Origin of the sequence: Treponema bryantii NK4A124, from assembly GCF_000421345.1 — a bacterium.
Classification (GTDB): domain Bacteria; phylum Spirochaetota; class Spirochaetia; order Treponematales; family Treponemataceae; genus Treponema_D; species Treponema_D bryantii_B.
This window is the reverse complement of sequence record NZ_ATWV01000001.1, coordinates 349,806-364,516: the sequence shown is the minus strand read 5'-3', so window position 1 is coordinate 364,516 and position 14,711 is coordinate 349,806. Positions and strand designations below refer to the sequence as shown.

Annotated in this window: 11 protein-coding genes; 6 read left to right on the top strand and 5 right to left on the bottom strand. The window is 42.0% G+C overall.

Features of this window, described 5'->3' with window-relative positions; all coding sequences use genetic code 11:
* Positions 1-22: 22 nt before the first annotated feature.
* Positions 23-1,036: an ORF6N domain-containing protein gene (locus G626_RS0101580; RefSeq protein WP_022931042.1), complete on the bottom strand. Its 1,014-nt coding sequence runs from the start codon at positions 1,034-1,036 to the stop codon at positions 23-25.
* Positions 1,037-1,168: 132 nt separating this feature from the next.
* Between G626_RS0101580 and G626_RS0101575 the strand changes: the two genes are divergently transcribed.
* The 5 genes from G626_RS0101575 to G626_RS0101555 all read left to right on the top strand — a co-directional run bounded on the left by G626_RS0101575 (position 1,169) and on the right by G626_RS0101555 (position 7,297).
* A complete protein-coding gene (locus G626_RS0101575; RefSeq protein WP_022931041.1) occupies positions 1,169-1,390 on the top strand; it encodes a hypothetical protein in 222 nt (73 codons plus the stop codon).
* A gap of 9 nt (positions 1,391-1,399) precedes the next feature.
* Positions 1,400-2,605, top strand: a complete 1,206-nt coding sequence (locus tag G626_RS0101570; RefSeq protein WP_022931040.1) for a flagellar motor switch protein FliG — start codon at positions 1,400-1,402, stop codon at positions 2,603-2,605.
* Positions 2,598-5,660 carry an insulinase family protein gene (locus tag G626_RS0101565; protein WP_022931039.1) on the top strand — a complete coding sequence of 1,021 codons (3,063 nt, stop codon included), beginning with the start codon at positions 2,598-2,600 and terminating at the stop codon, positions 5,658-5,660. Before G626_RS0101570 ends, G626_RS0101565 begins: the two co-directional genes overlap by 8 nt.
* 36 nt (positions 5,661-5,696) lie before the next feature.
* Positions 5,697-5,915 carry a hypothetical protein gene (locus tag G626_RS0101560; protein WP_022931038.1) on the top strand — a complete coding sequence of 73 codons (219 nt, stop codon included), beginning with the start codon at positions 5,697-5,699 and terminating at the stop codon, positions 5,913-5,915.
* Between the two features lie 206 nt (positions 5,916-6,121).
* Positions 6,122-7,297 (top strand): hypothetical protein, encoded by a 1,176-nt coding sequence (locus G626_RS0101555; RefSeq protein WP_022931037.1) that lies wholly within the window; start codon positions 6,122-6,124, stop codon positions 7,295-7,297.
* 91 nt (positions 7,298-7,388) lie between these two features.
* On the opposite strand, the gene clpB is transcribed toward G626_RS0101555, so the two are convergent.
* The gene (gene clpB, locus G626_RS0101550; RefSeq protein WP_022931036.1) at positions 7,389-9,974 is read right to left on the bottom strand and encodes an ATP-dependent chaperone ClpB; all 2,586 of its coding nucleotides are present in this window, start codon (positions 9,972-9,974) and stop codon (positions 7,389-7,391) included.
* A 151-nt stretch (positions 9,975-10,125) separates the two neighbouring features.
* Here clpB and G626_RS14980 point away from each other — a divergent pair, with 151 nt between their 5' ends.
* Positions 10,126-10,992, top strand: coding sequence for a 23S rRNA (adenine(2030)-N(6))-methyltransferase RlmJ (locus tag G626_RS14980; RefSeq protein WP_022931035.1), 867 nt, complete (start codon positions 10,126-10,128; stop codon positions 10,990-10,992).
* Here the strand turns inward: G626_RS14980 and G626_RS0101540 are convergent.
* Genes G626_RS0101540 through G626_RS14975 form a run of 3 tightly spaced genes read right to left on the bottom strand, consistent with a single transcriptional unit; the run spans position 10,976 to position 14,457 of the window.
* The gene (locus G626_RS0101540; RefSeq protein ID WP_022931034.1) at positions 10,976-11,491 is read right to left on the bottom strand and encodes a hypothetical protein; all 516 of its coding nucleotides are present in this window, start codon (positions 11,489-11,491) and stop codon (positions 10,976-10,978) included. The two genes, G626_RS14980 and G626_RS0101540, sit on opposite strands and share 17 nt — an antisense overlap.
* Positions 11,492-11,508: 17 nt before the next feature.
* A complete protein-coding gene (locus G626_RS0101535; protein WP_022931033.1) occupies positions 11,509-11,907 on the bottom strand; it encodes a ParB N-terminal domain-containing protein in 399 nt (132 codons plus the stop codon).
* Between the two features lie 9 nt (positions 11,908-11,916).
* The gene (locus tag G626_RS14975; protein ID WP_022931032.1) at positions 11,917-14,457 is read right to left on the bottom strand and encodes a penicillin-binding protein 1A; all 2,541 of its coding nucleotides are present in this window, start codon (positions 14,455-14,457) and stop codon (positions 11,917-11,919) included.
* Positions 14,458-14,711: the final 254 nt, after the last annotated feature.

Below are 14,711 nucleotides of genomic sequence, written 5' to 3'. Positions count from 1 at the left end.
TCTTTTTAGAATCCGTGTATAATTACAAAACCAATGCTGGATTTTTTAATAAGTCCGCAGCAATTTTCTGATAAACTGCAGTGTCTTCAACCTGAGAAATGGACATAATTCTGCTTCCTCCATCTTTTGAAGAGCCACCACAGTGATAAATCTTTTCGGTTTTAGTTCCGTAATCTACAAAAATATATCTGTCGTGATAAATACCATTAGTAATTCTTAAAGCAATATGAATATTTTGATACTCTTTCTGGAAGTCTGAAAACTCTGTTTTATGCAGAGTTTTACCTACATTATCACTAAAAATTATTACATGAACATGCGATTTTACAGATTTAAGTAAAACAAGAGTTTTCAAACTAATATAATTATCAACTACATAAACAGATTTTTTTGCGGAAGAATAAATTGTCGAATAAGCAATATCGGCTTCTACAGTCTCACCGTTAAAAAAGAGGTAATCACGCTTTATTTTTGGATCCGTAAAATCTTTCATTACTCTCGATAAATCATCTTTAGTTACCATTTTTTCAGATAGAGTCCTTTTGATACCTTGTATTTCTTTTGTGTTTTCTGTTGTCTGTAAAGAAAGTTTTACAAGTTCAGGACTGGAAAGAATATTCTGACTTTGAACAATAATGTCTTTCATTTGTTTGAAGATGCGAATCAGAGCTTTACTTTGTTGTATAGCAAGTTCTCCTCGTAAAACTGTCATTAACATATAAATACCTTGCTCGGTAAATGCATAAGGTAAATATCTTTTTCCGCCCCAGCCTTGAGAATCTTGATTTCTTTTTTCAGAACTTGAGGTGCAAAAATTGCACCTCAAGTTTATCCCATCGAATTCTTCCTGAGTTAATTGAAAGCGGAAATCATTATCAAACCGTTCAATATTATTTTTCACCTGGCGGTTAAACATTTTGGTTTCATATCCATAAATTTCTGCCAGATCAAAATCCAGCATAACCTTTACTCCTCGAATCGTATAAATCTTTGAACGCAAGTCATTTTCATTGTTAATCATTATTTCATTTGCCATAATATCTCCTTATATATAATATTGCCTTGATATGCAATTTTAGGAAGTTTTTCTGAAAAAAAAGTGAAAAAAGTTGATTTTTCTTGCAAAGTATTGCTTTTTTGATTATGCTTTAAAATAGGAGTAAAAAATATGGTTTCAATAATTCTTGGTTTAGTTTTTATTGCTTTTACTGTTTTTGCAGTTTTGCCTATGGGACCGCTGGCCTGGGGCGCTGAGGTAATTGCATTTTTGAAGGGAGGGGCTCCTGTTCTTGCGGCTTTAATCGGCTTAATCTGCCTTTTCATTGGTGCTGCAGACATCAAAGATAAAAAAGAAGCTAAAAAAGAAGACGCTGCTAAAAACGAGCAGTAAAATCATAATATGAATATAAATGATTTTCGCGCCAAAGCTTACGGAGCAGGCAGCAAGTCTGAAAATAAGACAAATGCTTCTGCTCCCGCAAGTTCTTCTGAAGATATAAAAGCTAAAGATAAAACAGAAAATACACCTTCATCTTCTCAGGAACTGGAAAACTCTGTTTCCTTTTTAAAAACAGGCGGCCTTCTCAAAGTTCCTGTCGAAAAGACTGCTTCCGACGGCAGCGATTCCGTTTACCGTCGTGTTGCAAAATTTCTTCTGCTCATTGGTGAAGATGAAGCGGCTAAGATTCTACCTCATCTTTCTGAAACTCAGATAGAAAAAATAATTCCAGAAATTGCTTCAATCCGGACTGTAAGTAAGGAAGAAGCGGCTGTAATTCTTGAGGAATTTAACGGCCTTTTAAACAAGGCCCGCGAGCAGGGCGGTGTAGAAACTGCCCGCGAAATGCTTGAAAAGGCCTACGGAAAAAAGCGTGCCGACGAGCTTCTTAAAAAGGCCATGCCGCTGGAAGGCAAGGTACCATTCAATTATCTTAAAGATGCAGACAACGAGCGTGTATATCTTCTTATAAAAGATGAAAATCCCGGTGTGCAGAGCATGGTGCTTTCTCATCTGGACCCAAAAAAGGCTGCCAAAATAATCAATTTAATGACTCCAGAAGAAAAAAAGGAAGTCGTAATGAGACTTGCAAAAATGGAGCCTATAAGCCCGGATGTTCTGCGCCGTGTTGATCAGGCTATGCACGAAAAGTCTCTTAATCAGACTGTTGAAAAGGCTGAAAATATTGACGGCCGTAACGCTCTTGCCCAGATTCTTAAGAAGATGGATGTGGGTGCAGAGAACGATATCCTTACATATCTTTCAGAAGATGATCCTGATTTAGGTCAGGACCTGCGCAGCCGCCTTTTTACAATGGACGATGTTGTAAAGTCGGACGACCGTTTTGTTCAGGAAAAGCTTCGTGAAATGTCAGAGACAGACATTGCCTACCTGATTGCCGCAAAGCCGGATGACTTCCGCGAGAAAATCTTAAGTAACATTTCTGCGGGCCGCCGTGCCGAGGTTCGAGCCCAGGAAGATATATTAAAACCAATGCGCCGCTCAGACTGCGAACGCATAACGTCGGAGTTTTTCAGCAAGCTTCGTCGTGCCTTCGAAGAGGGCCACTTAATTATACAAGACAGGAACGACGACGTTTATGTTTAATTTTACAGACTCAACAAATATCGGAAAGTCATACAAGGACTTTGTTCTTATTTCAATAGACGACCTACCGGACTACAAGGCTACAGGCGTTTACCTCCGCCATAAAATCACCGGCCTTGAGGTTTATCATATAATCAAGGATGACAAGGAAAACCTTTTTGCCTACGCCTTCCGAACTCTGGACAAAACTTCGCGTGGTGTGGCTCACATTATGGAGCACTCGGTTCTCTGCGGAAGCGAAAAGTATCCGCTGAAAGAACCTTTTATCACTCTGGCTTCTACAAGCCTTAATACTTTTTTGAATGCTCTTACATATCCTGATAAAACCGTTTACCCGGGCGCTTCTGTGGTCAAAGCAGACTACTTTAATATGATGGATGTCTACGGCGACGCTGTTTTCTTTCCAAAACTTGACCACGCAACCTTCATTCAGGAAGGCCACCGGCTTGAGATGGACGAAAAGGGAAAGCTCAGCATTCAGGGTGTTGTTTATAACGAGATGAAGGGAAACTATTCTTCCTTTCAGCCGATTGCCTTTAGTGACCTCATAAGCGCCATGTACCCGGACAGCTATCCTGCCTTTGATTCGGGTGGAGATCCTCTTCATATTCCGGAACTTACTTATGAAGAGTTTTGTGATTTCCATCAGAAGTTTTACAGCCCTGATAACTGTATTTTATTTTTGTATGGTGATATTCCGACAGATCAGCAGCTTGATTTTATTGACCAGCGATTTATCGGTCGTCTTATAAAAAAATATGACTGCAGGGAAGGTGGCGTAATCTGTAATATTGATGTCACTTCAAAAAATCCTGTTATGAAAGCAGAAATCCGGGACTTACAGAAACTCAACTTCTTAAAAGAGTCAACATCAATAAAAACTTATGCACCTGAAACAGGCTCTACCGGAAGCCTTGTTACCCTCAACTGGTACTCTGGCCTTGCCAATATGGAAAAATACTTTTTAAGCGAAGCACTTTGCGGTAATGATTCTTCGCCGCTTGCCCGTGCCCTCAAAGACTCAAAGCTTGGAGACGACGTTCAGTTCCAGAGCTTCGGTCAGTTTAAAGAAGAGTTTTATACAGCGGGCCTCTGGGGCGTAAAAAAGGGTGATGAGGAAAAAGTTTTCAGCCTGGTAGAAAAAACTCTGCAGGACATCTATGAAAAAGGAGTGTCGCAAGACGATATAGATTCGGCCGTAATGGGCATAGATTTTGCGCTCAGAGAAGTGAACCGCTACTGGGGACCTTTCTCCATTCAGATTATGGAAAAGGCTCTTAAGGGCTGGTCTAACGGGGATCCTTGTTCGTCTCAACTAACGCCAATATCTTCTTTTGAAAAGGTAAAGGCAGCTTTGAAGGCAGATCCGGATTATACAAAGAAACTTATCAAAAAATATTTTCTGGATCCTGAAGCAGTTAAGGTACGTTTTGTTTCTGAACCTTCTGATAAATATTTTAAGGAACGAGAAGAAGCTGAAACTGCCCTTGTTGCAAAGCTGGAAAAAAATCTGGACCGCGGGCTGCTTAAAAAAGACCTGGATGAGCTTCACACTTACCAGCAGCATATTGAGACGGCCGAAGAAACTGCCTGTATCCCGACTACAAAAATCAGCGAGTTAGACCGTCACATAGACCTGCCAAAGACTGACTTGGAATTTGTAAAGGGTGCAGATGGCAGCGACATACCTCTTTTTGTCAGCAAAGAAGAAACAAACGGTATTTTTTATATTGATGTATTATTCCCATTTGACCATTTGCAGCCACAGTACCTGCAATATGTGCCTTTCCTGGCTGATGTAATAACAAACCTTGGCTGGAGCGGAAAGGGCTGGGATAAGTGTACGGCTGAATCATCCTGTATAATGGGCGACATCTGGGGAAGAACCTTGTGCGGTTCTGTTCCTTCAGTTCCTCAATGCCAGGCAGAGGCCGATAAATACCGTGAATATAATTTCTGCGGCCGTAACTGGATTGGCCTTATTTGTAAGGCGCTTAGCGAGAAGGCGGAAGAAGCTCTCGACATGCTTGCAGAAATTATTACCAAAATGGACTTTGAAGACCATAAACACCTTGAGACCTTAATCGGCGAACTTAAAGCAGAAAAGAAAAACGGCTTGATTTCTAACGGCCGCGAGTATGCACAAAAGCGTGCCCGTGCTGCCTGGAGCCCGAATCTTGCCCTGAATGAGATAATGTGGGGTGTGAGCCAGCTTAATACTGTTGCAAATTTCAAAAAGCACGATTCTAAAAAACTGCTGGAAACCTTTGCATATATGTACAGGGAATGCTTAAAGGCCGGCGGAATCATTCATATAACTGCAGATGAAGAGTCTCTTAAAAAGCTTCATCCTCTTCTTGAAGGCTTTGCAAAAAAAGCAGGGCTTACAAAACTTCTTCCTGTTCACAATTATACAATGGAAGAACTTAAGCCATACATCAGTCAGTATGATGAGGCTGCATCAGATAAACTTCAGTTCCTGAAAGTTTCAGGTCAGACTGGTTACGCCGCCGCAATTACTCCTGCTTCTGATTATCTTACAAAAGAAGCGGCTGCAGAAAATATTTTTGCTTCCTGGGTTTCGAGTCATACCTTGTGGGATAAAATCAGAACAACAGGTGGTGCTTATGGTGCCAGCTGCTGGATAGATAGTATTGAAAAGTCTGCAGTTATGACAACTTACCGGGACCCGACTCCGGAAAAATCGCTTCAGGTTTATCTTGATTCCCTTAAAGAACTTTGTTCAACTCCAATTCCTAAGGAAGAAGTTGAAAAGACCATTGTTTCTTCTTACGGTAATGCTATAGTTCCTGCCTGTCCTAAAGACCGTGGTGCCCGCAGTTTTGAAGGAATGCTCTATGGTAATCCACAGTCCTTTAAGCAGAAGAGGGTAGATAACATTCTTGAAGTTACAGAAGAGGATGTAGAAAAGGCTGCAGACAGACTGTATGAGGCTGCCGTAAAAAAATGTTCAAAAGCTGTATTCTGCAGTAAAGCAGATATAACAGAAAAATCAGAAAAAAATGGTGGAAATATTATCAAAATTCCGTTATAATTTTTCTATTGATATCCGTATAATGGAGAATAATTTATGGATAAAAAGACTAAACAGTGCATTAAGATGCTTAGAGACCTTGTTTCTGACGTTCAGGGTGCCCCTTTTCCTGGCGGAGAACTTAAAAACGAACTGTATGAAATCTGGTATGAGCATGCACAGCGCGCAGCAGTAGAGTGTTTTGAGTATTTGAACGACAACTTTCCAGAGGAACAGAAAGAACTCGACAAGACTATCGATAAACTCTTTAAGTAAGTCTGCAAAATCGTTTTAAGAAAAAAGTATTTTATTTTATAGGAAATGCCGTTTTGAGCCTTTAGGGCTGCAGACGGCTTTTTTTATTGTTTGTGCATTAAGTTTTTTTCCTAAATTCCGACAATATAAGTATAAACATGTCATTATCGGGTGGTTCCTGAGCTTGTCGAAGGGCTTGACCCGATAATCTAAAAGGTTTTGTTAGCATGAAGTCGAATACAAAGATATCAAATGATTATAAATTCGGATTAAACGGGGCTAAAAAAAAGGTCGGGATTAACAACTGGCGTTTTGTTTTTAACGGAATTAATACATCCACTGGTGCAGAACAGATGTTCTATATTGAGTTTGAAATGCTCAATCCATGGGCATCAAACGATCTTGTCCAGCTTGGTTTTAAGCCTCGCGTAAAGATTTCTGCAGAAGACCTTCAGTATGCACTGGCCGGTACAGATTCTGCAAAAAGTATTTCAACTGAAGCAATTGTTCAGCCTTCTTATTGTGCTGTGCGTGTCGGTACTTTCGGTGTTGAAGGAAAACAGCTTTGTTCTTACTATCCTGTCAAACTTGTTAAATTCAGTAATAAACCTTTCGAAATCATAGTCGACAATAAATATTTCAACGAAAACAAAATAGGCGGTTTTATAAATGTACCGGAAGAAGAAAAGGCCGCTCATCCGGAGCTGCTTTGCGATGCCGGTTATGCAAAATGGGAAATCAACTATACTGTTCAGAGAGACTATAAAAACGGTTATAAATCTGATTTACTCAGATGGTTCCCTTTTGGTCTTCAGACAGTCTTTTCTGGTACCATTCATTTTGACGGTACTGAGTATGCAATTGATCCAAAGCGCTGCTGCGGCTATTCTGAACGTTTCTGGGGAAAGGGTGTTCCAGAACCTTACTTCCATCTTTCTTCTGCAAATCTTACAAGTGTAATTTCAGGTAAAACTCTTTTTGAATCATCATTTGCGGTAAACGGTATTTTTGATGAAAGAGTTTCCTTTATTGGTAAATTCGAAGATATTGATATTGAACTTTGTGCAGACGGTTCAAAACGACAGTTCTCTGTTGTATGGGACTGTGCCCAGATGCCGGAAAATGAAAATCCGGAAGAAAACCTTTTGCACTGGAGCACCAGCCTTAACAGTAAGGAATGGGTAATTGATATTGATGTCTTCTGCAAAATCCGTGAGTTAAATAACCGTACCATTGAGCTTCCGGAAGGCCAGAGAAAGGTTCTGAACCTTCTGGAAGGCGGAAGTGGTACGGGCGAAATTAAGCTCTACAAGCACATTGGCAACACCCTCGAACAGATCGAACACGCAACCCTTGCAAAGGTTTTCTGCGAGTTCGGTCATATCGAAGAAGGCGAGTTTTAATTCTCCGTGACCGGTGGTTTCGATACACTTCGCTTCGCGAAGCACTCAACCACCGGTGGTTGAGTAGTCACGAAGTGACGTATCGAAACCACTATTTCGTGAAAATCAATTTTCCATTTTCAGAGCGAACTTTTATAGTTTCTCCATCCAATACTGTTCCCGCAAGTAATTCCCTTGCCAGAGTATTCTCCACATAATTCTGAATAGCTCTCTTTACAGGACGTGCACCCATTGTCGGGTCGTAGCCTTTGTCGCAGAGGAAGTCCATAGCAGACTGGTCAAAGTCCAGTGTGATTTTGCGGTCTGCAAGGCGGGCCTGTACACGTTCAAGTTGCAGTTTGATAATGGAAGCAATATGTTCTTTTCCAAGCTGCTGGAACATTACTATTTCATCAATACGGTTCAAGAACTCAGGGCGGAAGGTCTGGCGCAGCAAGCCATTGAGCTGATCATGCAGGGCTGCCTGCTTTTCAGCAGTATCTGCTTCCAGAATCAAATCGCTTCCTAGGTTACTTGTCATTATGATGATGGTGTTCTTAAAGTCTACTACGCGGCCCTGTCCGTCTGTAAGGCGGCCGTCATCGAGCACCTGCAGCAGAACATTGAAAACATCCGGGTGAGCCTTTTCAACCTCATCAAAAAGAATAACGCTGTAAGGGCGGCGGCGAACTGCCTCTGTAAGCTGGCCTCCTTCGTCGTAACCAACGTATCCCGGAGGCGCTCCAATAAGACGGGTCACGCTGAACTTTTCCATGTACTCCGACATATCAATTCGGGTGAGGGCCTTTTCGTCGTTGAAGAGGAAGTCTGCAAGAGTTTTTGCAAGTTCAGTTTTACCAACACCTGTAGGTCCAATAAACATAAAACTACCAAGCGGACGGTTAGGGTCGTTAAGGCCGCTGCGGTTACGTCTGATTGCATCGCTTACAACATTTACCGCCTCGTCCTGGCCTACAACTCTTTTATGCAAAACCTTTTCCAGTTCCAGATATTTCTGTTTTTCACCTGTCATCATTTTTGCAACCGGAATACCGGTCCAGGCAGAAACAACCTTTGCAATATCTTCTTCGGTTACAGACTGACGGAGCAGGGAATCACGGCCTCCTTCTGCTCTTTCCTTTTCTGCGGCCAGGGCTGCGTCCAGTTCTTTCTGCAGGGCTGGAATTGTGCTGTATTTGATTTCGGCCGCCTTTTCCAGATTGCCCTCGCGGGTAAACTTTTCTTCTTCGAAGCGGGCCTGTTCCAGCTGCTCTTTGATTTTGCGGGACTTATCTATACTTTCCTTTTCGTTCTGCCACTGAAGCTTCATAGCATCGCGCTTGCTTGTGATTTCTGCCAGCTCTTTTTCCAGCTTTTCAAGACGTTCCTTGCTTGCTTCATCATCTTCCTTACTGAGTGACTGCTTTTCAATCTGCAGCTGCAGCATCTTTCGCTCAACCTGATCCAGTTCGGTCGGCTGGCTTTCAATTTCCATTTTAAGGCGGCTTGCGGCTTCGTCTACAAGGTCTATGGCCTTATCCGGCATAAAGCGGGAAGTGATATATCTGTTAGAAAGGGTAGCGGCTGCAACAAGAGCTTCATCTTCAATTCTAACTCCATGATGAATCTCGTATTTTTCACGCAGGCCTCGAAGAATTGCAATTGTGTCTTCTACGCTTGGCTCAGCACAGTATACCTGCTGGAAGCGGCGTTCAAGGGCGGCATCCTTTTCAATATACTTACGGTACTCATCAAGTGTTGTTGCACCAATGGCACGGAGTTCTCCTCGAGCCAGAGCAGGCTTCAAAAGGTTAGAAGCGTCCATGCTGCCTTCACTTGCACCGGCTCCCACAAGGGTATGAAGTTCATCAATAAAGAGGATAATCTGGCCTTCGCTCTTTGTTACTTCTGTAATGAGGGCCTTAAGTCTCTCTTCAAATTCTCCGCGGAACTTTGCACCGGCAACAAGACTTCCCAAATCCAGGGCGAGAAGCCTCTTGTTTTTAAGGCTTTCCGGAACATCTCCGCTTGCTATACGGCGGGCAAGCCCTTCTACAATGGCTGTTTTACCAACACCCGGTTCACCGATAATTACCGGATTATTTTTTGTACGGCGGCAGAGTACCTGCATTACACGGCGGATTTCTTCATCACGGCCGATTACAGGGTCAATCTTATCCTGGCGGGCAGCGGCTGTGAGGTCGCGGCAGTATTTTTCAAGACTGCGGGTTTTAGCCTCAGGGTCGTTGCTATCAACTGTCTGGTTTCCGCGAACAGATTTTAAGGCTTCAAAAACTGAGTTATGATTAATTCCATATTTGCGGAGAAGGTCTCCGGTTCGGTCATCGCATTCTGTCATTGCAAGAAGAATATGCTCTGTTGAGAGATACTGGTCGTGAAGGGCAGTCATTTCGTTTTCTGCCTTGGCAAGCACCTTCTGCATTACCGGAGAAAAGTATACCTGTGCAGCGCCGGAAACCTTTGGATTAGAAGCTACAAGCTCGCGGACCTTTTTCGTAAGTTCTATTGCAGAAACGCCTACACGTTCAATTACAGGGGCAATAAGTCCGTCCTGCTGTTCGAGCAGGGCCTGAAGAACATGTTCGGTTCCTATTTCTGAGTTATCGTTTTTGTTGGCAATTGAAGAAGCCTCCTGAATGGCTTCCTGTGTTTTAATAGTAAAGTTTTCGTAATTCATACGCATCACCTTCTTTTAAAAAATAATAATGATTTTCAATAAGGGCAAGAAAATTATGTATGGATTGCCACGTCGCTGCGCTCCTCGCAATGACGCAGGCTATGTTATTGCGAGCGTAGCGAAGCAATCCATTTTATGATAATATACTCCTATGCTTTCATATCAGCACATTTTTCACGCAGGAAATCATGCAGACTTATTAAAACATTCTGTCTTAATTCAGGTACTCGAAGCTCTGAATAAAAAAGAAAAACCTTATACTTTTTTTGATACACACGCTGCCAGCGGCCTTTATGACCTTAAAGATAACCGCAGTCTCAAAACTGGAGAGGCCACAAAAGGAATTGTGCAGTTTGCAGATAAAGCTGATATGCCCCAGGCTTTTGCCGACTATGTTACTTTTGTTCAGAAATATTTGAAAGATTCTTTATACCCTGGTTCACCAGAGATTGAACGAAGCTTTATGCGAAAGCAGGATACTCTTATTCTTTCGGAGCTTCATCCCCAGGAGATTGAAAATCTACGCCATAATATGAAAAAGAGCGAAGACGGGCAGCCGGAAATTCAGATTCATAATCGTAACAGCTGGGAAATGCTCAAGGCCCTTACTCCGCCTGCAACAAAGAGGGGAGCGGCTTTAATTGACCCGAGTTACGAAGAGGCCAGTGATTATACAATAGCAGCCGATACAATCTGTGCAGTTCATAAAAAATGGAGTAACGGAATTATAATGCTCTGGTATCCTCTGCTTGCTCACCGCCAAAGTGAAATTGGGGGTATGATCAATCAGATTACAAATGAAGCTCGTTCCCAGAACGCTAATATTGAAATTGCAGATTTACGCCTTCAGGTATTTGATAAAAATGAACATAAGGAAGTTTCTCTGGAAGAATTCCGGGCAAGCGAAGGAAAAAATCCGCCCCGTCTCTACGGCAGCGGAATGCTGGTTTTAAACGCTCCCTGGATGCTTAAAGAAAATACTCAGGAAACAATTGATTATATTAAAAATGCATTCTGATGCCGGCTTCTAAAGGCAGGCTGAGAAAGAAAGCTTCCTTTGAAAAAGACGGCACAATATTCTGCTGGGCAAAAAGTTCCAGATAATTATCATAAAAAGTACGGTTGGCACCAAAGAAAAATCTTGGCCCCGCAATAAAAGTCCAGTCTGAAAAATCCGAAGTAAGAATGCTTGCCTGGGCTCCAAAACCAGAGAAGAAACTCCAGGTGTTTTTAAGCTGAATGTCTATTGCATAATAATCAGCAAAACCAGTAAGGCCGTAAGAAAAAACTGAAAAATAAGAGCCTGCTTCGAAACCAAAACCAAAGGCTAGGGGCAGGCGGTTAAGCCGCATAGTTCCGGTGATTGTTGCAGAAAAATTTTCCAGCTTTGCAGAATCCTCATTTATAAATATACCCGGATTTCCACCAATTTGAATTCCGGCTCCGGTTGCAGAAAGGCCTGAAACAAGCATTATAAAAACTGCTGTAATTGCTGTGATTTTTTTTATATACGACATTTGGGTTTTCCTGAGAATTATCTGTTACGGAAGAAGTCGGCAATCTTTTCAAAAAGATGCTTGAAGAAGAGGTAGATCCGGTAGAAGATGTTTGGATTACGGAGTCGCTGAAGTCTCTTGTAGCCTTCCATAAGTTCGGCGTCTGTAAATTCCTTGCGCTGGTTGTTTTCTTCAATTTCCATTTCCAGCTGTTCTACTTCGGTAAGGTTATCAATTATATTAGCATTAATACTTGTCCAGCCCAGCTGAATTGCAGACTGTAAACGGCGTTCACCCGCAATCAGCTCATACTTACTGTTGAGGGTAATCGGATTCATAAGTCCGTAGATTTTCATACTGTCTTTCAAGTCTTCAAGATTACCCAGGTCTTTACGAACCCGCTTTTTAATCTTGATGTCTTTGATTTGTACTAACACAGTTTTAGTCTACTCCATAAGTGCATTGTAGTCAAACTTAGATGCTGAATTATCTATAAATTCCTCATCTTCTTCATCGTCTTCGTCGCTGAAGCTGCCTGTAAGAGGAGCATTAAGGTCAAAGCTAAGCGGTGTAGTATCAAAATCAAAAGACATTCTCTGGCCTGATTTATACATTTCTTTTTCAAGACGAATGATAGAAATTACAGAGTTCGAAGTACTTGAGTGAATAGGACAGATTTCTGTAGGTTGAGTTCCTTCCAGATACCACTGGGTAGTTGAGTGCTCGCAGGACTCTGTAAGAATCATACCACTGTCTGCACAAACAGTACATTCAATTACACCCTCCAGAGGTTTAATCCAGTTTTTATATGGAAGATCTGCGTGAACCTTATCAAAATATTCACCCCAGGCAAAACCTGCAAGAGTTGCACCAGTAATATTAAGACCAAGCGACTGGCCAGGCTTATCAAATCCAAACCAGAAGGCAGCAGCGTAGTAAGGTGTAATACCACAGGTCCAGGCATCGGCCCAGTTCTGGGTAGTACCGGTTTTACCTCCGGCAGGCATTGTATAACGTTTGCCGTTTGCATCACGATAATCAAAGTGCCACTTCTGGGCACCCAGGGTACCGCCGTTATTTACAGTCTGCTCAAGCAGCTTAATCATTACAAATGAAGTCTGAGGAGAAATAACCTGAATCTTTTCACCCTTGGCAGCCTGAGCCTTTCTGATATCAAGTTCAGGATTCAAAATTACGTTTCCGTTTTTATCTTCTACAGTGCGGATTGCCATTGGTGTAATTTCTTTACCACCGTTTGCAAAAATTGCATAAGCACGGGCCATTTCAATAGGACGTACAGAACAAACACCAAGACCAAGCGGATATACAGGCAGGAAGCTGCGGCTTTCGAGCTCATCCTGAGGAATTCCAAGAAGCTTGGATGCACGGTCAATAGCAGCCTCAAAACCAATACCGTCGAGAATCTTAAGAGAAGGTACGTTCATAGAGCGGGTAAGGGCATACCATACAGAAACATTACCTTCCCATTCACCACGGAAGTTAAGCGGAATATAAGGCTTACCATCTGCAGTATGGAATACAACCATGGAGTCGGAAATCTGAGTCGTAGGAGTAAACTTACGTGAGTCGATTGCAGCAGAGTAGTAAAGCGGCTTAAAAGTAGAACCCGGCTGAACCTTTGCCTGAGTAGCTCTTATAAACTGATTGTCAGAATCAAACTTACTTCCGCCTACAAGGGCATCGATATAACCGTTTGAATGGTCGAGGGCAACCATTGTACCTTCGATGGTTGTTTTTTCTTCATTCTGTTTTGCAAGTGCAGTTGCACGGTTTACGATATTTACCTTGAGTTTTTCTGTTCCTGTCATAAGAGAAATTGCATCAAGAACAGGATTGATTTTATTAATGTAAGTATTGTTTGCAACAATTTCAGTTCTCTGCTCACTTACCTTTAATTCCGGAATATCAAAAAGAAGAGCCAGCATTTCTGTCATAGGAACAAAGACATTTGTTGCAACACCTGTTTTAGAAGAGTGCTCACGCTTGTAGCGTTTGTTTGCATCTTCAATATATTTAATCATTACATCCTGGGCAATCTGCTGGTGAGCAAGGTTGAGGGTTGTGTTTACAGTAAAGCCAGAAGTATAAATATCATCAGAACCGTAAATCATGCTTGAAAGCTCGCGGCGTACAAACTCACTGAACCAGGGAGCCTTATCATCGCGCATCATGTAAGCTGATGTTGAAGTTCGTGTGTAGTCAAAGTTTGCCCAGTAATTTTCAAAAGATTCATCTGCTTCTTCCTGTGTAAGGAAGCCGGCGTCAACCATGGAAGCAAGAACATACTTCTGGCGATCCATTGCCCGGTTAGGATGATCAAAAGGATTGTAGAAAGCCGGGTTAGAAAGCTGAATTACAAGAATTGCAGCCTCTGCAGGGGTGATTTCTGTAGCATCATGGCCAAAGTAATATTTTGAAGCAGCGTTTACACCGTAGGTACCGCCACCAAAATAGATTTTATTAAGATAGAGCTCAAGTATTTCGTTTTTAGAATAACGGCGTTCCATCTGAATGGCCCACCACAATTCCTTAAGCTTTCGTAAAACAGATTTATCTGTACGGTCGCAGTAGAGTGTTCCGGCAATCTGCTGTGTGAGTGTAGAACCGCCACCAAGTGAACGGCGGGTAATAACACCAACAACGCCTCGCATAATAGCCTTAAGATTAAAGCCTGCATGAGAAAAGAATACGTTATCCTCTCGGGTAATAAGGGCATCAATCATCTGCTGTGGAAGATTGTTGTAGGCAATGATTTCGCGCTTTTCATCAGAAGCGAATTCAGTAATTATTTCACCATTAATATCAAGAAGTTTGGTAGGAAGCGCAGTATCAAAATCAGTTATATATTCAGAATTAATTATGTTGCGGGTTTCAGAAACAGACCATCCCAAAAGAGCACCAAGAAGAAGAGAGCCCAAAAAAAACAGCGAGATGATCACAATTCCAGATTTTTTAATCTTTGTCATATTCTGCATATTATAGTAGAAATCATCAAAAAAGTGAATAGTTCCGTTTTCTTAGTAGCAACGGTGGTTTCGATACGGTCTTCGACCTACTCAACCACCGTGTAAAGAGAGTCCGAGCCTTTTTTACAAAACACTTGACCAGCACCCCAGTGAAAAAGAGTCCCAGACAACATCACCCCGTTGGCTGGGACTCTTTTTCACTGGGGGGGCGGGATAATGATTTAAAATAAAAAAGGCTCGGAATAGATCCGAGC

Excerpts from the sequence above, each read along its gene's own strand:
- G626_RS14975 (WP_022931032.1), bottom strand. The coding sequence starts at position 14,457 with ATGACAAAGATTAAAAAATCTGGAATTGTGATCATCTCGCTGTTTTTT.
- G626_RS0101575 (WP_022931041.1), top strand. The coding sequence starts at position 1,169 with ATGGTTTCAATAATTCTTGGTTTAGTTTTTATTGCTTTTACTGTTTTT.
- G626_RS0101560 (WP_022931038.1), top strand. The coding sequence starts at position 5,697 with ATGGATAAAAAGACTAAACAGTGCATTAAGATGCTTAGAGACCTTGTT.
- G626_RS0101570 (WP_022931040.1), top strand. The coding sequence starts at position 1,400 with ATGAATATAAATGATTTTCGCGCCAAAGCTTACGGAGCAGGCAGCAAG.
- G626_RS0101580 (WP_022931042.1), bottom strand. The coding sequence starts at position 1,036 with ATGGCAAATGAAATAATGATTAACAATGAAAATGACTTGCGTTCAAAG.
- G626_RS0101565 (WP_022931039.1), top strand. The coding sequence starts at position 2,598 with ATGTTTAATTTTACAGACTCAACAAATATCGGAAAGTCATACAAGGAC.
- G626_RS0101540 (WP_022931034.1), bottom strand. The coding sequence starts at position 11,491 with ATGTCGTATATAAAAAAAATCACAGCAATTACAGCAGTTTTTATAATG.
- clpB (WP_022931036.1), bottom strand. The coding sequence starts at position 9,974 with ATGAATTACGAAAACTTTACTATTAAAACACAGGAAGCCATTCAGGAG.
- G626_RS14980 (WP_022931035.1), top strand. The coding sequence starts at position 10,126 with ATGCTTTCATATCAGCACATTTTTCACGCAGGAAATCATGCAGACTTA.
- G626_RS0101555 (WP_022931037.1), top strand. The coding sequence starts at position 6,122 with ATGAAGTCGAATACAAAGATATCAAATGATTATAAATTCGGATTAAAC.